Origin of the sequence: Streptomyces sp. ISL-36, from assembly GCF_018614205.1 — a bacterium.
In the GTDB taxonomy this organism is placed as follows: domain Bacteria; phylum Actinomycetota; class Actinomycetes; order Streptomycetales; family Streptomycetaceae; genus Streptomyces.
Window position 1 is genome coordinate 16,224 of the sequence record NZ_JAGGOS010000122.1, and the last position, 19,344, is coordinate 35,567.

General features: G+C 73.3%; 22 protein-coding genes. 8 read left to right on the forward strand and 14 right to left on the reverse strand.

Features of this window, described 5'->3' with window-relative positions; genetic code table 11:
- Nucleotides 1-59 precede the first annotated feature (59 nt).
- From J7E93_RS28670 to J7E93_RS28680, 3 genes are read left to right on the forward strand one after another with little or no spacing between them, the layout of a single operon-like run.
- Nucleotides 60-464 (forward strand): hypothetical protein, encoded by a 405-nt coding sequence (locus J7E93_RS28670; RefSeq protein WP_215072905.1) that lies wholly within the window; start codon nt 60-62, stop codon nt 462-464.
- A complete protein-coding gene (locus J7E93_RS28675) occupies nt 452-3,046 on the forward strand; it encodes an ATP-binding cassette domain-containing protein (RefSeq protein ID WP_215072906.1) in 2,595 nt (864 codons plus the stop codon). The genes J7E93_RS28670 and J7E93_RS28675 overlap by 13 nt, the downstream gene beginning before the upstream one ends.
- A complete protein-coding gene (locus J7E93_RS28680) occupies nt 3,043-3,756 on the forward strand; it encodes an ATP-binding cassette domain-containing protein (protein ID WP_215072907.1) in 714 nt (237 codons plus the stop codon). The genes J7E93_RS28675 and J7E93_RS28680 overlap by 4 nt, the downstream gene beginning before the upstream one ends.
- Here the strand turns inward: J7E93_RS28680 and J7E93_RS28685 are convergent.
- Entirely contained in the window at nt 3,740-4,288 is a 549-nt protein-coding gene (locus J7E93_RS28685) for a transglycosylase family protein (RefSeq protein ID WP_215072908.1), read from the reverse strand. The genes J7E93_RS28680 and J7E93_RS28685 overlap by 17 nt on opposite strands.
- A 297-nt stretch (nt 4,289-4,585) precedes the next feature.
- Here J7E93_RS28685 and J7E93_RS28690 point away from each other — a divergent pair, with 297 nt between their 5' ends.
- Complete coding sequence (locus J7E93_RS28690) at nt 4,586-5,368, forward strand: hypothetical protein (RefSeq protein WP_215072909.1); 783 nt, start codon at nt 4,586-4,588, stop codon at nt 5,366-5,368.
- Nucleotides 5,369-5,499: 131 nt separating this feature from the next.
- Nucleotides 5,500-5,862 (forward strand): hypothetical protein, encoded by a 363-nt coding sequence (locus tag J7E93_RS28695; RefSeq protein ID WP_215072910.1) that lies wholly within the window; start codon nt 5,500-5,502, stop codon nt 5,860-5,862.
- 56 nt (nt 5,863-5,918) lie between these two features.
- Here the strand turns inward: J7E93_RS28695 and der are convergent, their stop codons facing one another.
- From der to aroH, 5 genes are all read right to left on the reverse strand, one after another.
- Complete coding sequence (gene der, locus J7E93_RS28700; RefSeq protein ID WP_215072911.1) at nt 5,919-7,367, reverse strand: ribosome biogenesis GTPase Der; 1,449 nt, start codon at nt 7,365-7,367, stop codon at nt 5,919-5,921.
- A 70-nt stretch (nt 7,368-7,437) separates the two neighbouring features.
- Nucleotides 7,438-8,082 (reverse strand): lysophospholipid acyltransferase family protein, encoded by a 645-nt coding sequence (locus tag J7E93_RS28705; protein WP_215072912.1) that lies wholly within the window; start codon nt 8,080-8,082, stop codon nt 7,438-7,440.
- Nucleotides 8,079-8,777: a (d)CMP kinase gene (gene cmk, locus J7E93_RS28710; protein ID WP_308368821.1), complete on the reverse strand. Its 699-nt coding sequence runs from the start codon at nt 8,775-8,777 to the stop codon at nt 8,079-8,081. The genes J7E93_RS28705 and cmk overlap by 4 nt, the downstream gene beginning before the upstream one ends.
- 202 nt (nt 8,778-8,979) lie before the next feature.
- Nucleotides 8,980-10,068 carry a prephenate dehydrogenase gene (locus tag J7E93_RS28715; protein ID WP_215072914.1) on the reverse strand — a complete coding sequence of 363 codons (1,089 nt, stop codon included), beginning with the start codon at nt 10,066-10,068 and terminating at the stop codon, nt 8,980-8,982.
- Nucleotides 10,065-10,427 carry a chorismate mutase gene (gene aroH, locus J7E93_RS28720; RefSeq protein ID WP_215072915.1) on the reverse strand — a complete coding sequence of 121 codons (363 nt, stop codon included), beginning with the start codon at nt 10,425-10,427 and terminating at the stop codon, nt 10,065-10,067. Before aroH ends, J7E93_RS28715 begins: the two co-directional genes overlap by 4 nt.
- 392 nt (nt 10,428-10,819) lie before the next feature.
- Here aroH and J7E93_RS28725 point away from each other — a divergent pair, with 392 nt between their 5' ends.
- From J7E93_RS28725 to J7E93_RS28735, 3 genes are read left to right on the forward strand one after another with little or no spacing between them, the layout of a single operon-like run.
- Complete coding sequence (locus J7E93_RS28725; RefSeq protein ID WP_215072916.1) at nt 10,820-11,155, forward strand: DUF952 domain-containing protein; 336 nt, start codon at nt 10,820-10,822, stop codon at nt 11,153-11,155.
- A gap of 46 nt (nt 11,156-11,201) precedes the next feature.
- Complete coding sequence (locus J7E93_RS28730) at nt 11,202-11,681, forward strand: Rieske (2Fe-2S) protein (RefSeq protein WP_215072917.1); 480 nt, start codon at nt 11,202-11,204, stop codon at nt 11,679-11,681.
- A 10-nt stretch (nt 11,682-11,691) separates the two neighbouring features.
- Nucleotides 11,692-12,444 carry a DNA polymerase beta superfamily protein gene (locus tag J7E93_RS28735; protein WP_215072918.1) on the forward strand — a complete coding sequence of 251 codons (753 nt, stop codon included), beginning with the start codon at nt 11,692-11,694 and terminating at the stop codon, nt 12,442-12,444.
- Here J7E93_RS28735 and J7E93_RS28740 read toward each other — a convergent pair.
- From J7E93_RS28740 to J7E93_RS28775, 8 genes are all read right to left on the reverse strand, one after another.
- Nucleotides 12,361-13,128: a DNA polymerase beta superfamily protein gene (locus tag J7E93_RS28740; protein ID WP_215072919.1), complete on the reverse strand. Its 768-nt coding sequence runs from the start codon at nt 13,126-13,128 to the stop codon at nt 12,361-12,363. The genes J7E93_RS28735 and J7E93_RS28740 overlap by 84 nt on opposite strands.
- A 3-nt stretch (nt 13,129-13,131) precedes the next feature.
- The gene (locus J7E93_RS28745) at nt 13,132-14,148 is read right to left on the reverse strand and encodes an ADP-ribosylglycohydrolase family protein (RefSeq protein ID WP_215072920.1); all 1,017 of its coding nucleotides are present in this window, start codon (nt 14,146-14,148) and stop codon (nt 13,132-13,134) included.
- Nucleotides 14,145-14,897 carry an NUDIX domain-containing protein gene (locus J7E93_RS28750; RefSeq protein WP_215072921.1) on the reverse strand — a complete coding sequence of 251 codons (753 nt, stop codon included), beginning with the start codon at nt 14,895-14,897 and terminating at the stop codon, nt 14,145-14,147. Before J7E93_RS28750 ends, J7E93_RS28745 begins: the two co-directional genes overlap by 4 nt.
- Nucleotides 14,894-15,973 (reverse strand): AAA family ATPase, encoded by a 1,080-nt coding sequence (locus tag J7E93_RS28755; RefSeq protein WP_215072922.1) that lies wholly within the window; start codon nt 15,971-15,973, stop codon nt 14,894-14,896. The genes J7E93_RS28750 and J7E93_RS28755 overlap by 4 nt, the downstream gene beginning before the upstream one ends.
- Nucleotides 15,970-16,623, reverse strand: coding sequence for a nicotinamide riboside transporter PnuC (gene pnuC, locus J7E93_RS28760; protein ID WP_215072923.1), 654 nt, complete (start codon nt 16,621-16,623; stop codon nt 15,970-15,972). Before pnuC ends, J7E93_RS28755 begins: the two co-directional genes overlap by 4 nt.
- Before the next feature lie 153 nt (nt 16,624-16,776).
- Nucleotides 16,777-17,931, reverse strand: coding sequence for a pseudouridine synthase (locus J7E93_RS28765; RefSeq protein WP_215072924.1), 1,155 nt, complete (start codon nt 17,929-17,931; stop codon nt 16,777-16,779).
- Entirely contained in the window at nt 17,931-18,521 is a 591-nt protein-coding gene (scpB, locus tag J7E93_RS28770) for an SMC-Scp complex subunit ScpB (RefSeq protein WP_215072925.1), read from the reverse strand. The genes J7E93_RS28765 and scpB overlap by 1 nt, the downstream gene beginning before the upstream one ends.
- Nucleotides 18,518-19,344 (reverse strand): ScpA family protein (locus tag J7E93_RS28775; protein ID WP_251067229.1); only part of this gene is annotated, 827 nt, incomplete at its 5' end. The genes scpB and J7E93_RS28775, both read right to left, overlap by 4 nt.

Here is a 19,344-nt window from a genome sequence, read left to right on the forward strand (position 1 = left end):
AGGAAGAGGGCACAGCGCGAGGAAGCGAGCGCCGCGACGAAGAGCGCGAGGGAGGTCCTGTGCCGGCATCCCGGGTACTGCTGTGGGGCGGCCTCGCGGCGGCCGCCGCGGGCGCGGTGCTCTGCGTCCTGGGGTGGTACGGAATCTCCGGTGAACGGTTCGCGGAGCGGCAGCTGCCGTATCTGGCCTCCTGCACGGTGCCCGGCGCGGCGCTGATCGTGGCGGGGGCGGTGCTGGTGGCGGCCGCGGGCCGGGTTCCGGTGGGCCGGGCCGGACCCGGGCCGGTGGTGGAGGAGGAGACGGCGGCGGACGTGCCGTCGTCCGACGAACCGCCCGTCCGGGTCCCCGGCGGGACGCTGGCGCACCGTCCCGACTGCCCGCTGGTGGCGGACCGGGCCGATGCCGTGGCGGTCGGGGGCGAGGAGCTGGACCCGTGTCCGGTGTGTGAGCCGTGGCCTCGCTGACGTACGACCTCACCCTCGCGGGTCTCGCGGTCGGCAGCGCCGCCGCCCTCACCGGCATCGGACTGATCGTCACGTACCGGGCGACCGGCGTCCTCAATCTGGCGCACGGGGCCATCGCCATGGTCTGCGCGTACGTGCTGCGACAGCTGGTGGTCGGGTGGGGCTGGCCACTGCCGCTCGGCGCCCTGGTCACCCTGCTCGTGGTGGCCCCCGGGATCGGCCTCGTACTGGACCGCGCGGTCTTCCGGCCGCTGGCCCTGGCCGGCTCGAACCCGGCGCGGACGCTGGTGGCCTCCATCGGGGTCTTCGTGCTGCTCGTCGGCGGTGCGGCGCTGGTGTGGGGCGACGGGGCGCGGGCGGACGCGCCGGTGCTGCTCGGCGACGATCCGTGGACCCAGCTCGCGGCCGTGGTGCTGCTGGCCTGCCTGGTGGGGGCGGTGACGCGGGGGACGCGCTTCGGCCGGGAGCTGCGGGCCGTGGTCGACAACCGGCCGCTGGCGATGCTGGGCGGGATCGACGCGGACCGGGTGTCGGCGGTGGGGTGGTCGTTCGGCGCGTTCACCGCGGGTCTGACGGGGGTGCTGCTCGCCCCGTACGTATGGCTGGATCCGTACGGGATGCCGCTGCTGGTGGTCGAGGTGATCGCGGTCGCGGTGGTGGCCCGGATGCGGAGCCTGCCCCTCGCGATCGTGACCGCCCTCGTGCTGGGGGTGGCGCAGGCACAGCTGGCCCGGTTCCACCCGGAGGGTTGGGCGGGGCCGCTGGTGCAGGCGGTCGGGGCGAACCTCTTCGTGGTGGCTCTGCTCGCGGCGGTGCTGGTCCTGCCGGGCCCGGGCGGCCGGGGCCGGGACGCGCTGCCGCCGCCGACGGGGCCGGGCCGGGTCCCGGGCGGCGTGTGGGTGACGGCGGGGGTCCTCTTCCTCCTCCCCCTGGGATTCGCGGGCTCGGACCTGCACACGTCGATCCAGGTGCCTGCGCTGGCGATCGTGCTGCTGTCCCTGGTCGTGGTGACGGGGCGCGGCGGGCAGATCGCGCTGGGGCAGGCGGCGTACGCCGGTCTCGGCGCCCTGTTCACGGCGCTGCTGGCGGCCGGGGGCGTGCCGGAGCTCGCGGCCCTCGCGCTCGCGGTGCCGCTGGTCGCGCCGCTCGGCCTGGTGACGGGCTGGCCGGCGATCCGCAGACACGGCCTCGCCCTGGCGCTGGCGACGCTGGCGGTGGGGGTGGCGGTGAGCCGGTTCGTCTTCGCGCAGCCGTACGCGACGGCGGGCCTGGAGCTCGGCCGCCCGGCCGGTTTCGGGGACGACCGTCTCTACTACGCCCTGGAGCTCGTCGTCCTGGCCTGCTGCCTGCTGCTGGTCGCCGCGCTGCGCCGGGGCCGCACGGGCCGTGCGCTCGCGGCCCTGCGCGACCACGAGCAGGGGGCGGAATCCGCCGGGGTGCGGGTGGCGGGCCTGAAGCTCCTCGTCTTCGTGCTGGGCGCGGCTCTGGCGGCCCTGGGCGGCGGCCTGCTCGGCATGGGGCTGCGGGCGTTCGACCCGGAGGCCTACGACCCGCTCCGGGGCCTCCTCTGGTTCGCCGCCGTCCTCGTCCTCGGCGCCGACAGCCTCCTCTCCCCGCTGGCCGCAGCGGCTCTCCTGGTCGGCCTGGACGCGGGCACCAGGGGCGGTGTGGCGGCAGCGGCGGTGGGCGTCCTGGCCGCCCTGGTGGGCCGGGTGCCGCCCCTGACGTCGTGGCTGCCGAGCCGCACCGCTCTCCCGGGCGGCGCCCGGGCACCCACGGGAGGACCCGCTCGCGAACGCCTCAGTGGTACGGCCGGGCGAGGCGAGAGGGGCCGGGCGCCCCTGGGCGACGCCCTGGGGACGCGTGGGGAGCCGGGTCCGGTCGGAGGCCGGGCGCACCTCCGTCGGCCGGCGCCGGCGCCCCCGCCCCCTCTCCCCGCACGCCTGCGCGCCCACGGCCTCACCCTCGCCTACCCAGGCGGTCTCACCGCCCTCTCCTCCGTCTCCCTCTCCCTCGTCCCCGGCCGTGTCACCGCCCTCGTCGGGCCCAACGGCGCCGGCAAGAGCACCCTCTTCGACTGTCTCGCCGGCACTCTGCGCCCCACCCATGGCCGCGTCACGCTGGACGGCGCCGACATCACCGCGCGCCCCGCCCACGCCCGCACCCGGCTCGGCGTCGCCCGGACCTTCCAGCGGCTCGCGGTCTTCCCCTCCCTCACCGTCGAGGAGAACGTCCGCCTCGGCGCCGAGCAGGGCCATGTCCGCGACCCCGCCGCGACCGAGCGGAGCCTGCGCCTCCTCGGCCTCGCCGGAGCCGTCCGGCACTGTCCGGCCGCCGATCTGCCCACCGGGACCCTGCGCCGGGTCGAACTGGCCCGCGCCCTGGCCGGGCGCCCGCACACCCTTCTCCTGGACGAGCCCTCCGCCGGCCTCGACGCCGCGGAGACCGACGCCCTCGGACGGGTGCTCGCCGCGCTCGCCGCCGACGGGCTCACCGTCCTCGTCGTCGAGCACGACCCGGACCTCGTCGCCGGTATCGCCCACACCGTGCACACCATGGAGGGAGGGCGGATCGTGTCATGAGCATCGAGATCGCCCTGCGCGGCGCCCGCGTCCACTACGGCCCGCTGGAGGCCCTGCACGGCCTGGACCTGCCCCTCCCGCCCGCGACCGTCACCGTGGTCGTCGGCCGCAACGGCGCCGGCCGGACCACCGCCCTGCGCGCCCTGGCCGGGACCGTACCGCTGTCCTCCGGCCGGATCCTGTGGCGCGGGGCCGACGTGACGCGGATGCCCGCACACGACCGGGCGCGGCGCGGGCTCTGCTTCGTACCGGACCTGCGGGCGGTGTACGCGACCCTCACCGTCGCCGAGAACCTGGAGCTGGCCGCGGGTGACCGAGGCGCCCGCGGCGACCGACGTGACCGAGGTGGTCGAGGCGGCCGCCGTGGCCGCGAGGCGGCGCTGGAGGCGTACCCCGAGCTCGCCCCGCTCCTCGACCGCCCCGCCGGTACGCTCTCCGGCGGCGAGCGCCGGATGCTCGCGCTCTCCCGCGCCCTGCTGGCCCCGGCCCGCGTGGTCCTGGTCGACGAGCCGTCCCTCGGGCTCTCCCCGGCGGCCTCCTCGCGGACGTACCGCCTGCTGACGGGCCTCGCCGTGCGGCACGGCGCCGCCGTCGTACTCGCCGAGCAGCGCCTGCCGCCCGGTCTGCCGCCCGGCACCCTGCTGCACGAACTGCGGCGCGGCTCCCTGGCCTTCAGCGGGGAGGCCGCCGAGTTCACCTCAGGACGGTGAGCGGCGCGATCCGCAGCATCGTTCCGGGCATGAGCCGGTTCGGGTCCGCGCCGATCTCGCTCCGGTTGGCCGCGTAGAGCGCCTGCCACCCGCCGGCGATCCCGAAGCGCCGGGCGATCGAACTGAGCGTGTCCCCCCGCTGGACGGTGTGGACCCGCCCGCTCAGCCCGTACCGCTTGGAGCAGGCGGGCCACGCGGCCCAGCCCTGCGTCCGCAGTACCTCCTCCGCGATCGTGATCTGCTGGGCTCGGGTCGCCAGGTCGGCGCGCGAGGCGTAGCGAAGCCCGCCGTGCTCGACCCAGGTCGCCTGCCAGAACTGCAGGCCGCCGTAGAAGCCGTTGCCGGTGTTGGCGTTCCAGCGGCCGCCGCTCTCGCACTCGGCGACACAGCCCCACGGCCACTGGTCCTTGGCGCAGGCGTACGCGGGGACCTCGGGTTCGGCCGCTCGCGCGGGCGCGGGCAGCAGGGCCGTCAGCGTGAGGGAGCACATCCCGGCCAGCGCACCGGCCGTCCACCATCGGATAGTCGACATCGACGCAGGCTAGGCGGCGGCCCGCACCTCGTCCGCGTGCCGCGCGGGGCGCCCCGCACACCCCACCCGGTCGGCGTCACGACGGAGTCACGGCCGGGGTCACGGCCGTGTACGGACAGGGTCGTGAGCCGAGCCCTGGCCGGTGTCACGGGCCGGAGTCATGGGCCGGGTGGGCAGCCGTCGCGGAAGTTGCCGTACGCCGACGCGTGACCCCGGCCGAGCCTTCCCCGTTGAACTCGGCATGAGACGTGCCGGGAACCGCCCGGCGTCGCACGTACCGAGTCCAGGGAGCCCCCCGTGCCGCGCATGCTCGACGTCAGCGAGGACGTACGCGCCGAGATCGGCGACGAAGAAGCCGACCGGCTGCTCGCCGGCGACAATGCCCCGGGCAGCTACGACTGCACCTCCTGCCGCACGCCGGGTGACTCCGAGCAGGAGCGCACGAGCACGGTGCTGTTCGTCGGCGAGGAGACCGCCGTACTGGCGTTCGCCCACGCCAGCTGCATTCCGTCCCAGGTCGTCCAGGTCGCCGAGGAGCAGCTCCAGGGCGCCGTCCGCTCCATCTCCGCCACCGACGCGGCGGACGCGCTCAGCGCGGCCCACCCGGAGCAGGCCGTCCTCGGGGTCACCAGCGGCCTCGTCCTGATCGAGGGCGAGCTCCACCCGGCGCTGGTCGTCGAACCGACCGCGCCGGTCGCCCGTCCTGGTTCGGACGGGGTGAGCGACGAGTTCCTGCCGCTCCTGATCGAACAGGGCTTCGCGCCGGTCGCCGATGTGAACCAGAAGCCGGGCATCCTTCCCGGCTGGTCCGTGCTGGTCGCCATGGGCCAGCTGCACTCCGTGCTCCAGCCGGGTGCGGGCGGCACCGGCCAGGCCGCCTGGTGGCAGGCCCACCAGCCGCTGCAGGTCACCGAGGGCTGGCGCGCGGCGGCGAACAAGTCGCACACGGTCCTGGTCTTCGCCGCCCCGGTCGGTTCGATCGGCCAGCAGCCGCGCGAGGACCTGCTGCGCGACGCCCTGGAGAAGGCCGCGGCCAACGGGCGTCTGGTGGCCGCCGCGATGCCGCTGGCCGGCACGTGAGGGAGCATGGGCGTCCCGGCATAGGACCATCGGGGTACGGCCCCTGGGTTCCGGTCGTGCCGCGCCCCCGGCGGACACCTCTTTCCGAGGGCCGCCCGCATCCGACGGACCACGGTGTCGTTGGCACCTACGTGCACTCATACGACCCACTCCGCCCGTCCTATCCGAGTCAGATCCCCTCCATGCGCCCCGCGCAGGACGTCACCGCGGGCCAGTCGGCGACGCCGATCTACGACGCTCTGTACTCGGAGTACCGTCGGTCGTTCCGCACGCTGCCGGGTGACCGCAGCGGCGAGGAGGATCTGGGCTTCCGGGCCTTCGGGACGCAGGTGGGCACGGGGATGTACGGGCAGGGTCAGGGGCACGGCGGAAGCCGCCACGCGACCCACCCGGCGCACACGGCGCATCCGGTGGCCTGGTCGGCGCAGCACCACTCGGGAGGACACCAGCACACCCCGGCGGCGCTGCCACCGGCGCCCCGCAGGGGCTTGTAGGACAGGTGGGAACGGCCGAGGGCCGGGGCGATGCGCCCCGGCCCTCGGCCGTTGTCCTACTTCTTCCTGCCGCGCTTCTCGCGGACCCGCACCGAGATGTGGATCGGCGTGCCCTCGAAGCCGAACTCCTCACGCAGCCGACGCTCGACGAAGCGACGGTAGCCGTGCTCCAGGAAGCCGGAGGCGAAGAGCACGAACCGGGGCGGCTTGGTGCCCGCCTGCGTACCGAAGAGGATGCGGGGCTGCTTGCCGCCGCGGATCGGGTGCGGGTGGGCGGCGACCAGCTCGCCGAGGAAGGCGTTCAGGCGGCCGGTGGGGATACGGGTCTCCCAGCCGGCGAGGGCGGTCTCGATCGCCGGGACGAGCCTGTCCATGTGGCGGCCGGTCTTGGCGGAGACGTTGACCCGGGGCGCCCAGGCGACCTGCTGCATCTCGGTCTCGATCTCGCGCTCCAGGTAGTAGCGCCGCTCCTCGTCGAGCTCGTCCCACTTGTTGTAGGCGATGACGAGGGCGCGACCGGACTCCACCGCCATGGTGATGATGCGCTGGTCCTGGACCGAGATGTTGTCCGTGGTGTCGATCAGGACGACGGCGACCTCGGCCTTCTCGATCGCGGCGGCGGTCCGCAGGGAGGCGTAGTAGTCCGCGCCCTCCTGGAGGTGGACCTTCTTGCGGATGCCGGCGGTGTCGACGAACTTCCAGGTCTTGCCGCCGAGCTCGATCAGCTCGTCGACCGGGTCGCGGGTGGTGCCGGCGAGCTCGTTGACGACGACGCGGTCCTCGTTGGCGACCTTGTTCAGGAGCGAGGACTTGCCGACGTTCGGGCGGCCGATGAGGGCGATGCGGCGGGGGCCGCCGATCGCGTTGCCGAAGGTCTGCGCGGGGGCCTCGGGCAGGGCCTCCAGGACGGCGTCGAGCATGTCGCCGGTGCCGCGGCCGTGCAGCGAGGAGACCGGGTACGGCTCGCCGAGCCCCAGCGACCACAGGGCGGTGGCGTCGGCCTCGCCGGAGGGTCCGTCGACCTTGTTGGCGCAGAGCACGACCGGCTTGCCGGCGCGGCGCAGCAGCTTGACGACGGCCTCGTCGGTGTCGGTGGCGCCGACGGTGGCGTCCACGACGAAGACGCAGGCGTCGGCGGCCTCGATGGCGTACTCGGCCTGGGCGGCGACGGAGGCGTCGATGCCGAGGACGTCCTGCTCCCAGCCGCCCGTGTCGACGACCTTGAAGCGGCGGCCGGCCCATTCGGCCTCGTAGGTGACGCGGTCGCGGGTGACGCCGGGCTTGTCCTCGACGACGGCCTCGCGGCGTCCGATGATCCGGTTCACCAGGGTCGACTTGCCGACATTGGGGCGGCCGACGACGGCGAGCACGGGGAGCGGGCCGTGCCCGGCCGCCTCGATCGCGCCTTCGACCTCCTCGACGTCGAAGCCCTCTTCCGCGGCGAGCTCCATGAACTCCGCGTACTCGGCGTCGCCAAGTGCCCCGTGGTCGTGCTGGTCGTTCATGAAGTCCGTTCCTTGATCATTCGTGGTCGGTGGGTTCCCGAGCCTCGGGGCCCACTACTGAGAGTGTCGCTCAGCGCCCGGTGAGGCGCCTGGCGTTTTCCAGGTGGCCGGTGAGCCGCTCCTGGATACGTACGGTGGCCTCGTCCAGCGCCTTGCGGGTGCGGCGCCCCGAGCCGTCGCCGGCCTGGAAGGCGTCGCCGAAGACGACGTCGACGCGGCTGCGCAGCGGCGGCAGTGCTCTGATCAACCGCCCGGGCCGGTCGGAACTTCCCAGAACCGCGACCGGGACGATCGGCGCACCGCTGCGGACGGCGAAGTAGGCGAGGCCGGCGCGCAGCGAGGCGAAGTCGCCCTCGCCGCGGGTGCCCTCGGGGAAGATGCCGAGGACGCCGCCGTGGTCCAGGACCGCGAGGGCGTTGCCGATCGCGGCCCGGTCGGCGCCGGCCCGGTCCACCTTGAGCTGGCCGATGCCTTCGAGGAAGGGCCCGAGGGGCCCGACGAAGGCTTCCTTCTTGATGAGGAAGTGCACCGGCCGGGGAGCCGTGCCCATGAGCATGGGCCCGTCGATGTTGTGCGCGTGGTTGACGGCGAGGATGAGGGGGCCGGAGGCCGGCACCCGCCAGGCGCCGAGGACGCGCGGCTTCCACAGGCCGTACATCAGCCCGATGCCGATGCCACGCCCGACGGCGGCGCCCTTCTCGGACGGCAAGGTCACTGGGCGGCCGCCCGCATGCCGCTCCGCCGCTCCTCGACCAGGGTCACGACGCACTCGATGACCTGGTCCAGCGTCAGGTCGGTGGTGTCGACCTCGACGGCGTCGTCGGCCTTGGCCAGCGGAGAGGTCTTACGGCTGGAGTCCGCCGCGTCCCGCTTGATCAGGGCCTGCCGGGTGGCGGCCACGTCCACGCCCTTGAGCTCGCCGGAGCGGCGGGCGGCACGGGCCTCGGGGGACGCGGTGAGGAAGATCTTGAGGTCGGCGTCGGGCAGGACGGTGGTGCCGATGTCCCGGCCCTCGACGACGATGCCGCCCTCGGCGCCCCTGGCGATGGACCGCTGCAGCTCGGTGATCAGGGTCCGCACCTCGGGGACGGCGCTGACGGCGCTGACCTTGGAGGTGACCTCTTCGGTACGGATGGGCCCGGCGGCGTCGGCGCCGTCGACGGTGATCGTCGGCCGGGCCGGGTCGGTGCCGGAGACGATGACGGGCTTGGCGGCGGCGTTGGCGACGGCATCGGCGTCGTCGACATCGACGCCGTTACTGATCATCCACCAGGTGATCGCCCGGTACTGCGCACCGGTGTCCAGGTAGCTCAGGCCCAGCTTGGCGGCGACCGCCTTCGAGGTGCTCGACTTGCCCGTGCCAGACGGCCCGTCGATGGCGACGATCACGGTTTCCACGGTGGGGAACACCTTCCTGGGTACGCGGTGAGGCCCACCGGATGCAGGGGGCCACCCCAAGGTTACCGATTCCCGCGCACCCATTCGGCCCAGCGGGTGGGTGCGGGGCCCTCGGAAGGCCCCGACCCGCCCGATCGAGCCGCCCCGCGGACCCGGCCGCGGACGCGGCCGCGTCACCCGCCCGCGTCAGCCCACCGACCTCGACCGGCCCGCGTCAGCCCGCCCGCAGCGCCCAGCCCCGTTCCTTCAGCGCGGTCCCCAGGACGGGGGCCGCCGAAGGCTCCACCATCAGCTGCACCAGACCGGCCTGCTGGCCCGTCGCATGCTCGATACGGACGTCCTCGATGTTGACGCCCGCCCGGCCCGCGTCCGCGAAGATCCGCGCGAGCTCGCCCGGCTGGTCGCTGATGAGGACCGCGACCGTCTCGTACTGCGCCGGTGCCGCTCCGTGCTTGCCCGGGACACGGGCGCGGCCCGCGTTGCCCCGGCGCAGGACGTCCTCGACGCCCGAGGCTCCGCCGCGGCGCTTGTCCTCGTCGGTCGACTGGAGGGAGCGCAGCGCCCGGACGGTCTCGTCCAGGTCCGCCGCGACGCCCGCGAGCACGTCCGCGACCGGCCCCGGGTTCGCCGAAAGGATCTCCACCCACATCCGCGGGTCGGAGGCGGCGATCCGGGTGACGTCCCGGATGCCCTGGCCGCAGAGGCGTACGGCCGTCTCGTCCGCCTCCTCGAGGCGGGCCGCCACCATCGACGACACCAGCTGCGGGGTGTGCGAGACGAGCGCAACCGCCCGGTCGTGCGCGTCCGCGTCCATGACGACCGGGACGGCGCGGCAGAGCGCGACCAGCTCCAGGGCGAGGTTGAGGACCTCGGTGTCGGTGTCGCGGGTCGGCGTGAGCACCCACGGCCGCCCCTCGAAGAGGTCGGCCGTCGCCGCCAGCGGGCCGGAGCGCTCCTTCCCGGACATGGGGTGCGTCCCGATGTACGCGGTGAGGTCGAGCCCCAGCCCCTCCAGCTCCCGCTTGGGGCCGCCCTTGACGCTCGCCACGTCCAGGTAGCCGCGCGCGAGCCCGTCCCGCATCGCCGCGGCGAGGGTGGTCGCCACATGGGCCGGCGGTACGGCGACGATCGCGAGGTCGACGGGGCCCTCGGGCGCCTCGTCCGTACCGGCGCCGAGCGCCGCGGCCGTGCGGGCGCGGGCCGGGTCGTGGTCGCGCAGGTGCACGGCGACGCCCCGGCCGGCCAGCGCGAGCGCCGCCGAGGTGCCGATGAGGCCGGTTCCGATGACGAGCGCGGTTCTCACTGGGCGATGTCCTTGCGCAGGGCGGCCGCGGCACCGAGGTAGACGTGCGTGATCGCGGTCTTGGGCAGGTCCGACTCGACGTGCGCGAGGAGGCGTACGACGCGCGGCATCGCGCCCTCGATGTCCAGCTCCTGCGCGCAGATGAGGGGGACGTCGACGATACCGATCCGGCGGGCCGCCGCGGCCGGGAAGTCGCTGTGCAGATCGGGCGTGGCCGTGAACCAGATGCTGATCAGGTCGTCGGCGGTGAGCCCGTTGCGTTCCAGGACGGCGGTGAGCAGCTCCTCGACCTGCTCGTGCATGTGCCCGGCCTCGTCCCGTTCGAGCTGGACGGCGCCTCGGACCGCTCGTACCGCCACGTGGTGCTCCTTCGAAAGGCGATCAGTGCTCCGATCAGCCTAAGGGCTGTCCCGTCATCCCTGGTGGATCAGCGCACGGCGTCAGATGCGGTGCATCGCAAGGCGGAGGGACGTCCTCATACTGGGTGTATGCGGGCGTTCCGACAACGTGGCGAGGTGCCGTAGCTGTCGTCGTGCGCCCGCCAGGGATGACGGGACAGCCCTTAGTCAGGGGCCCGGCCGCGCCGTCGCGCCGACCGCCCTCCGAGACAGGCTCCGGGGCGTTGCCAGATCGTTTCCCGCCTCGGTTCCGTCGCTCGTCCGGTACGGAACACGGAACACGGCCCAATGTCACCTGAACCGGAGCAGGCCGCCACTTGGGGTGGTCGGGTCCCGGGGGTAGAACTGTCGGCATGCTGCTGCACGTCGTACCGCTGGACGAATGGTCCGCCGATCCCGAGCTCCCGTACGCCCCGCCGTCGCTGGCCTCCGAGGGCTTCGTCCACTGCTCGCCGGACGAGACGGCGGCGCTGACGGTCGCCGACGCGCACTACCGGAGCGTCCACGGCCCGCTCCTGGTGCTCGTCGTCGACGAGACCCGGCTGACCGCCGAGGTCCGCTGGGAGGGGTCGCAGGACACGCTCTTCCCGCATGTGTACGGGCCGATCGAACGCGCGGCCGTCACCGCCCTCCTGGAGGTGCGCCGGGACGCCGACGGCCGTGCGAGGGAGCTGACCCCCTGGGTCTAGGCGTGTTGCGGAACCCCCCGCGGGGTGCGCCAGCAAGCTGTACGGCATGACTCCCGATGCCACGCCCCGCCGTACCGTTCTGCTGGCCGGTGCGGGTTCCGTCGCCGCCCTGACCGCCGGCTGCGGCTCCGACGGGGAGGAGGACGGCGGTACGACCGCCAGTCCGGCACCCACGGGCACCACCACGCCCGCGGAGACCTCGCCCGCCTCCTCCGCTCCGGTCACGTCCGCGCCGGCGGGCGACTCGCTCGCCCGTACCTCGCAGATCCCGGTCGGCGGCGGCACGGTCTTCAAGGAGCGGAAGGTCGTCGTCACCCAGCCGACGGCCGGCGAGTTCAAGGCGTTCACGGCCGTCTGCACCCACCAGGGCTGCACGGTCGGCAAGGTCGAGAACGGCACGATCAACTGCCCCTGTCACGGCTCCAGGTTCCGCATCGCCGACGGCTCGGTCGCCGCGGGACCGGCTTCGCGCCCGCTGCCGGAGGAGCGGATCACCGTGTCGGGAGACGTGATCACGCTCGCGTAGCCTGTCGCCCATGACTCCGGAAGAACTGGTGCGCGACCACACGATCTACTCCTGCGTCATGGGTTCGCGCGCCTTCGGCCTGGCCACCGAGGGGAGCGACACGGACCGCCGGGGCGTCTTCCTTGCCCCGACCCCGCTCTTCTGGCGCTTCGACAAGCCTCCGGCGCACGTGGAGGGGCCGGCCGAGGAGCAGTTCAGCTGGGAGCTGGAGCGCTTCTGCGAACTGGCGCTGCGCGCCAATCCGAACGTCCTGGAGTGCCTGCACTCCCCGGTCGTCGAGCACATCGACGACACCGGCCGCGAACTGGTCTCGCTGCGCGAGGCGTTCCTCTCCCGCCAGGCCCACCAGACCTTCGTCCGGTACGCGGCCGGCCAGCGCAAGAAGCTCGATGCCGATGTGCGCCAGTACGGCGAGCCGCGCTGGAAGCACGCGATGCATCTGCTGCGGCTGCTGATGAGCTGCCGCGATCTGCTCCGTACCGGCGAGCTGACGATCCACGTGGGCGAGGACCGCGAGCGCCTGCTGGCGGTGAAGCGGGGCGAGGTGCCCTGGCCCGAGGTCGAGTCCTGGATGTCCCGCCTCACGGAGGAGGCCGACCGCGCCTCCACCACGAGCCCGCTCCCCGCGGCCCCGGACCACGCCCGCGTCGAGGACTTCCTGCGCCGGGCGCGCCGCGCCTCAGCCCTGCGCGTGCTCCAGCCGGACCCGCACGACGAGGTCGTGGAGGGCGTCGTGAGCCCCGGAGACATCCACCAGACCTGAGCCGGCCCGCGCCTCCTCCAGGACGCCGTGCAGCGCCTCCACGTCACCGCGTACCCGCTCCACGTCCACGTCGGCGGGGCCGTGCTCGGCCGCCGCCTTCGCCGCGATCAGCTCCGGCACATAGGCGGGCGCCTCGGCCACCTCCGCCACGAGGGTGGGCAGATGCGCCTGGATCTCGCCGGCGCGCATCAGATGGATCCCGGTGAGCAGCGCCCGGAAGGTGTAGAGCAGGGGTTTCAGCTCCTCGGTCTTCTCGAAGAGCCGCCACTGCGTCCCCGCGAACCCACGGTAGTGATGCGCGTGGTGGGTCGTGAGCACATGCGGCACCAGCGAGATCAGCTCGGCGTGGGCGTCCGAGGTGTGCGCCACCAACGGGGACAGCAGCTGTTCCAGTACGTAGCCGTTGCGCCGCAGCATCAGCCGGACGAACTTCCGCAGGTCGTGGGTGACGAGGTCCATCTCGACCCCGTCGCGGTCCCACATCCGGCTGCGCGTCTCCTCCGGCTCGCGCAGCCCGATCAGATCGGCCACCGGCAGCAGGTGCGCCCCGCGCAGGTCCACGTCCGAGTCGTGGGACGGAAATCCGTACAGGTGCGCCCCTGAGACAGTGGCGAAGATCAGCGGGTCGGGCTGTTCCGCCACGACGGCGGACAGGTCGGCCTGGGGGGTGAGAGCTGCGGTCATGGATCAAGCATCCCAGAGCGCACCGAACGTCAACAGCTCGCTGCGGTACTCGATCCGCTCCTCCCACTCCTTCGGCCAGGCACCGGCCCCGAGGTGCGCCCCCGCGAACGCGCCCGTCAGGCAGGCGATCGAGTCCGAGTCGCCCCGGGTGCAGGCGGCCCGGCGCAGGGCGGTGAGGGGCTCTTCGGGGAAGAGGAGGAAGCACAGGAGGCCGGTGGCGAGGGCCTCTTCGGCGATCCAGCCGTCGCCGGTGTACGTGCAGGGATCGAGTTCCGGGTCGGCCGTGCGCTGGACGGCGTCCAGCTTCTCCAGGACGGCGAGGCACTCGTCCCAGCCGCGTTCGATGAAGTGCCGGGCCGTGGGGTCCTGGGCGTGGGTCCAGAGGTCGCCGAGCCACTTCTCGTGGTAGCGGGAGCGGTTCTCGTACGCGTACGAGCGCAGGTGGCCGACCAGTCCGGTCGGGTCCACGCCCTGGGCCAGCAGGTACACCGCGAGGGCCGTCAGGTCCGAGGCCGCGAGGGCCGTCGGGTGGCCGTGGGTGAGGGCCGACTGGAGCTGGGCCGCGCCCGCGCGCTGGTCCTCGCTCAGGCCGGGGACAAGCCCTACCGGCGCGACCCGCATATTGGCGCCGCAGCCCTTGGAGCCGGTCCGGCTGGCCTCCTGCCAGGGCCGGTCGCCGTCGAGGAGCCGGCAGGCGACCATGCAGGTGCGGCCCGGGGCCCGGTTGTTCTCCGGGGAGTGGTACCAGTCGACGAACTCCTCCCGGACCGGCCGGGCCAGCCGCAGCGGGGCGAGCACGCCCCGGTCCATGGCGGTGCGGATGCCCCGGGCGAGGGCGAGCGTCATCTGGGTGTCGTCGGTGACGTACGCCGTGCTCCGCGCCTCGCCCGGCAGCTCCATCTCCCGCCAGGGGCCGGCCTTCGCGAGGATCGAGGGCACGTCGTCGAACTCGGTCGGGAAGCCGAGCGCGTCCCCGAGCGCCAGCCCGATCAGCGCCCCCGTGGCGGTCTGCTTGGTCATGCGGGCCTTCCTTCCGGTCGCAGCAGCGGCGGGTGGAGGGCCGTGGCCTCTCCCGCCCGGTAGAGAGCGGCCGGTTTCCCCCGTCCGCCGGTGAGGCGCGGCGGTCCCTCCACGGCCCGGACGAAGCCGGGGGTGGCGAGGACCTTGCGCCGGAAGTTGGGGCGGTCGAGCTCGACGCCCCAGACCGTCTCGTACACCTGCCGCAGCTCGCCGATCGTGAACTCGGGCGGGCAGAAGGCGGTGGCGAGGCAGCTGTACTCGAGCTTGGCGCCGACCCGGTCGTGCGCGTCGGCGAGGATCCGGTCGTGGTCGAAGGCGAGGGGTCCGTAACTCCCGTACGGCAACCACCGTGCCTGCGCCGCGTCCCCGCCGCCGCGTGGCTCGGGCAGATCCGGTCCGAGCGCGGTGTACGCGACCGAGACGACCCGCATCCTCGGGTCGCGGTCCGGCTCGCTGTAGGTGCGCAGCTGTTCGAGGTGGAGTCCGGCGACGGTGTCCGGGGACAGGCCGGTCTCCTCGGCGAGTTCGCGGCGCGCGGCCTGTTCGGAGGACTCCCGTGGCTGCACGAAGCCGCCGGGCAGGGCCCAGGTCCCGGCGTACGGCTCCTGGCCTCGCTCCACGAGGAGTACGTGCAGCCGTTCCTCGCGGACGGTGAAGACGGCGAGGTCGGCGGTGACGGCGAACGGCTCGAAGGCGGAGGGGTCGTAGGCGGAGGGGTCGTGGCCCTCGGGCGCCCTGGATCGGGTCATCGGCGCTCCGGAAGGGGGTCGGCGAGGTACGGGCCCTCGGCGAGCAGGGCGTCCACGGCGGCGACGGCGGCCGCGAGCCGTTCCTCGTGCGGTCCGGTGAGGACGGCGGTCCGGCGGCCGGTGTGGGTGAGCTGAGCGAGGAAGCGGGCGGTCATCCAGGGCCGCAGGTGTTCGCCGTCGCGCAGCCCGTCGTCCTCGAACTCGACGCCCCGGTGGTCGGTGAGCAGCCACAGGTGCTGTCGGCCCCGGGCGGCGACCTCGCCGGTGGCGGTGCTGGTGGTTCCCATGTACCGCTCGTGCCAGATGGTGGTGGCGAAGGCGTCGGTGTCGCAGAAGAGCACGGGCGAGCCGTCGCGTGCGGCCTCCTCCTCCATCTCGGCCTGGCGTTGGGCGATGACCGGGAAGTCGGCGGAGCGGAAGGTGACGTCCGCCCAGTCGGCGCCGGGGCGTTCGGCGCGCAGTTCGGCGAGTTTGCCTTCGCTGTACGCGCGGCCGTACTCCGGGACGTACCGGGTGCGGGCCCAGACGCCGCCGCGGCGCCGGTAGTGGTCGGCGAGGGCGCGGGCCATGGTGGTGGTGCCGGTGGACTCGGCGCCGAGGACGACCACGCGCCGGGTGAGCGCGGCCCGGACCGGCGGCTCCAGGAAGTCCCAGCAGCCGACGGGGTCCTTGCGTACGGCGGTGCCGGAGACGGGGAAGAGCGTACGGTCCGGGTCGACGCACACGGAGTCGGCGCCGAACCGGCGGCCGAGCTCCTCGCCGTACGCCTCCGAGGTGAAGACGGCGTCGACGGGCTCGGGGACCGCCGCCCGGAAGACGGCCATGTGGGCGGCCCACACGTCCGGGTCGTGGAGGTCCACCGGGATGTCGTCGACGGCGCCGACGACGAGGACGTCGGGATGGATCTCGCGCATCCACGCGACCCGGTCCTCCAGGGACAGGGATTCCACCGAGGAGGCGCAGACGAGCACGGTGAGGCGCTCGCAGTGGTCGCGGGCGGTGCGGACGAGATGGTGGTGGCCGGCGTGCGGCGGATAGAACTTGCCGAGGACCAGGCCGTGTCCGTAGCGCTTCATGCGGTCGCCTCCGCGGGGAGGGCGCGCCGGCCGGCGAGGTCGCGGCTCCAGTTGCGCAGGCCGAGGACGCAGAGCGTCATGAAGCCGACGTACAGCAGGGACGTCAGGTACAGCTCCTTGTACGCGTAGAGCGGTACGTAGACCACATCGGCGGCGATCCAGAGCCACCAGGACTCCAGCCGCTTGCGGCACTGGCCGTAGGTCGCCATCAGGGAGAGCGCGGTCGTCAGGGCGTCCCAGAAGGGGACCGTGGAGTCGGTGGCGCGGTCGAGCAGGAGGGTGAGGCCGAGGGTCCCCACCACCCCCGCCGCGAGCAGCCACGTCCACTCGGTGCGCGAGGTGCGTCGCACCGGGAGGGCGTCGGAGCCTGGTCCACCCCCGTGGGTCCAGGTCCACCAGCCGTACACGGCGAGGGTGATGAAGACGATCTGGAGGCCGGCGTCGGCGTAGAGCCCGGCCTGCACGAAGAGAAGGATGAAGAAGAGGTTGTTGGCGATGCCGATGGGCCAGTTGGCGAGGTGCTGGCGGGCGACGAGCCAGACGCAGAGCGCTCCGCTGCCGAATCCGAGGACCTCGGTCCAGCTGACCGGGGTGTCCAGGACGGTGAAGAGCGGCTGCTGCAGGGGTTCGAGGATGTTCGCGAGGCTCACGCTCGCCTCCTTAAGAGTCATGTTGACTATAAAGCGCGCGGGGCTCCGCCCACAAGTGCGAAGGGCGACACACGTGCGAACGGAGAGGCAACACGGAAGCACGGAAGCCCGTGACCGCCAGGCGGTCACGGGCTTCTCAGGGGCCTGCGGGGACTACATGCCGACTTCCTTCATCAGCATGCCGACCTCGGTGTTGGTCAGCCGGCGCAGCCAGCCCGACTTCTGGTCGCCGAGCCCGATCGGGCCGAAGGCGGTGCGGACCAGCTTCTCGACCGGGAAACCGGCCTCGGCCAGCATGCGGCGCACGATGTGCTTGCGACCCTCGTGCAGGGTCACCTCGACCAGGTAGTTCTTGCCGGTCTGCTCGACCACGCGGAAGTGGTCGGCGCGGGCGTACCCGTCCTCCAGCTGGATGCCGTCCTTGAGCCGCTTGCCGACCTCGCGCGGCAGCGGGCCCGTGATGGCGGCGAGGTAGGTCTTCTTCACGCCGTACTTCGGGTGCGTGAGGCGGTGGGCCAGCTCACCGTGGTTGGTGAGCAGGATGATGCCCTCGGTCTCGGTGTCGAGCCGGCCGACATGGAAGAGCCGGGTCTCGCGGTTGGTGACGTAGTCGCCGAGGCACTGGCGGCCGTCCGGGTCCTCCATGGTGGAGACGACGCCGGCCGGCTTGTTCAGCGCGAAGAAGAGGTACGACTGGGTGGCGACGGTCAGGCCGTCGACCTTGATCTCGTCCTTCTCCGGGTCGACGCGCTTGCCCTGCTCCAGGACGATCTCGCCGTTGACCTCGACGCGGGCCTGCTCGATCAGCTCCTCGCAGGCGCGGCGGGAGCCCATGCCGGCGCGGGCGAGCACCTTCTGCAGCCGCTCGCCCTCCTGCTCGGCGCCCGGGAAGGTCTTCGGGGTCTTGATCTCGGGCCGGTCCGCGTACCGGTCGCGGTTGCGCTGCTCGATCTTCGCGTCGAGCTCGCGCGAGCGCGCCGGGGCCTGCCGCTGCCCGTGCGGGCCGCGACGGGGCGGGGTGCCGCCCTGGGGTGCCTTCGGGCCGCCCTTGGCGCCCCCGCGGGCCGCGGCGCCGCGGCCCTTCTTCGGGCCCTCGGACGGACCGCCGGTGCCGCCCACGTCGTAGCGGCGCTCCTCGGGGCGCGGGTTGCGCGGGCGGCCGCCGCCCTGCTTGTCGTCGCGGCTGTTGCCGGCGCCGCGGTGGTTACCGCGTCCGCCGCCACCGCTGCTTCCGCCGCGGCCGCCGCTGTTGCCACCACGGCTCCCGCCGTTGTTTCCGCTGCTGTTCCTGCCGCTGCTGCTTCGCATCAATCTTCCGTCGTGTTGTCGTCTGCGTCCGGGTCGAACGACGGGACCCCTTCCAGCGTCTCCGCCTCGATCGCGTCCGCCTCGGGGAGGAAGGGCGCGAGCTCCGGGAGCTCGTCCAGGCCGCGCAGGCCCATCCGCTCCAGAAAGTAGTTCGTCGTCCTGTACAGGATCGCACCTGTTTCGGGTTCCGCGCCCGCCTCCTCCACCAGACCGCGCTGAAGGAGGGTCCGCATGACCCCGTCACAGTTCACTCCGCGGACCGCGGAGACCCGCGAGCGGCTGACCGGCTGGCGGTACGCGACGACGGCGAGGGTCTCCAGCGCCGCCTGGGTGAGCCGGGCCTGCTGTCCGTCCAGGACGAACGCCTCGACGGCCGCGGCGTACTCCGCGCGGGTGTAGAACCGCCAGCCGCCGGCCACCAGGCGCAGCTCGAAGCCCCGGCCCTGGACGGTGTACTCGTCGGCGAGTTCGCGCAGGGCGTCGCCGACCTCGCGGGGGGTCCGCTCCAGGACCTTGGCGAGATGGGCCTCGGTGGCGGGCTCGTCGACGACCATGAGGACGGCTTCGAGGGCGGGCTTGAGGTCGCTCACGCCGGGGCCTCCGTTTCTTGATCGAACTCGTCGGTGACACGGGCGTCCTCGTCCCCGCCGACCCAGGAGACGGTGAGGTCGCCGAGGGCGTCCTCCTGTTCGAGGGCGACGGAGCGTTCCCGGTACAGCTCCAGGAGGGCGAGGAAGCGGGCGACGACGGTCAGGGTGTCGGCGGCCCCTTCGGCGAGCTCCCGGAAGCTGACGGTCCCCCGCTCCCTGAGGAGGGCGACGACGATCCGGGCCTGGTCGCGGACGCTGACGAGGGGGGCGTGGATGTGGTCGACGTACACCTGCGGCTTGGCCCTGGGCTGCATGGCCTTGACGGCGAGTCCGGCGAAGCCCTCGGTGCCGATGCTGATGACGACCTCGGGGAGGAGCTCGGCATGGTGGGGCTCCAGGCCGACGGTCCGGGGGTAACGCCGCCCCTCGGCGTCCCACCGCTCGCCGAAGATCTCGGCGATCCGCTTGTACGCGCGGTACTGCAGGAGCCGGGCGAAGAGGAGATCCCGCGCCTCCAGGAGCGCGAGGTCGGCCTCGTCCTCCACCTCGGCGGCGGGCAGCAGCCGGGCGGCCTTGAGATCGAGAAGGGTGGCGGCGACGACGAGGAACTCGGTGGTCTGATCGAGGTCCCAGTCGGGCCCCATGGCCCGGATGTGCGCCATGAACTCGTCGGTGACCTTGGAGAGGGCGACCTCGGTGACGTCGAGCTTGTGCTTGGAGATGAGCTGCAGAAGGAGGTCGAAGGGCCCTTCGAAGTTCGCAAGGCGCACGGTGAACCGCCCACCCTCGGACCCGGCCCCGGCGTCGGGCGCGGTTCCCAGGT

What these genes read in the sequence shown, in the direction of transcription:
- J7E93_RS28680 (WP_215072907.1), top strand. Translation starts at nt 3,043, where the DNA reads ATGAGCATCGAGATCGCCCTGCGCGGCGCCCGCGTCCACTACGGCCCG.
- J7E93_RS28685 (WP_215072908.1), bottom strand. Translation starts at nt 4,288, where the DNA reads ATGTCGACTATCCGATGGTGGACGGCCGGTGCGCTGGCCGGGATGTGC.
- der (WP_215072911.1), bottom strand. Translation starts at nt 7,367, where the DNA reads ATGAACGACCAGCACGACCACGGGGCACTTGGCGACGCCGAGTACGCG.
- J7E93_RS28725 (WP_215072916.1), top strand. Translation starts at nt 10,820, where the DNA reads ATGCTGCTGCACGTCGTACCGCTGGACGAATGGTCCGCCGATCCCGAG.
- J7E93_RS28730 (WP_215072917.1), top strand. Translation starts at nt 11,202, where the DNA reads ATGACTCCCGATGCCACGCCCCGCCGTACCGTTCTGCTGGCCGGTGCG.
- J7E93_RS28735 (WP_215072918.1), top strand. Translation starts at nt 11,692, where the DNA reads ATGACTCCGGAAGAACTGGTGCGCGACCACACGATCTACTCCTGCGTC.
- J7E93_RS28740 (WP_215072919.1), bottom strand. Translation starts at nt 13,128, where the DNA reads ATGACCGCAGCTCTCACCCCCCAGGCCGACCTGTCCGCCGTCGTGGCG.
- J7E93_RS28745 (WP_215072920.1), bottom strand. Translation starts at nt 14,148, where the DNA reads ATGACCAAGCAGACCGCCACGGGGGCGCTGATCGGGCTGGCGCTCGGG.
- J7E93_RS28750 (WP_215072921.1), bottom strand. Translation starts at nt 14,897, where the DNA reads ATGACCCGATCCAGGGCGCCCGAGGGCCACGACCCCTCCGCCTACGAC.
- J7E93_RS28755 (WP_215072922.1), bottom strand. Translation starts at nt 15,973, where the DNA reads ATGAAGCGCTACGGACACGGCCTGGTCCTCGGCAAGTTCTATCCGCCG.
- J7E93_RS28765 (WP_215072924.1), bottom strand. Translation starts at nt 17,931, where the DNA reads ATGCGAAGCAGCAGCGGCAGGAACAGCAGCGGAAACAACGGCGGGAGC.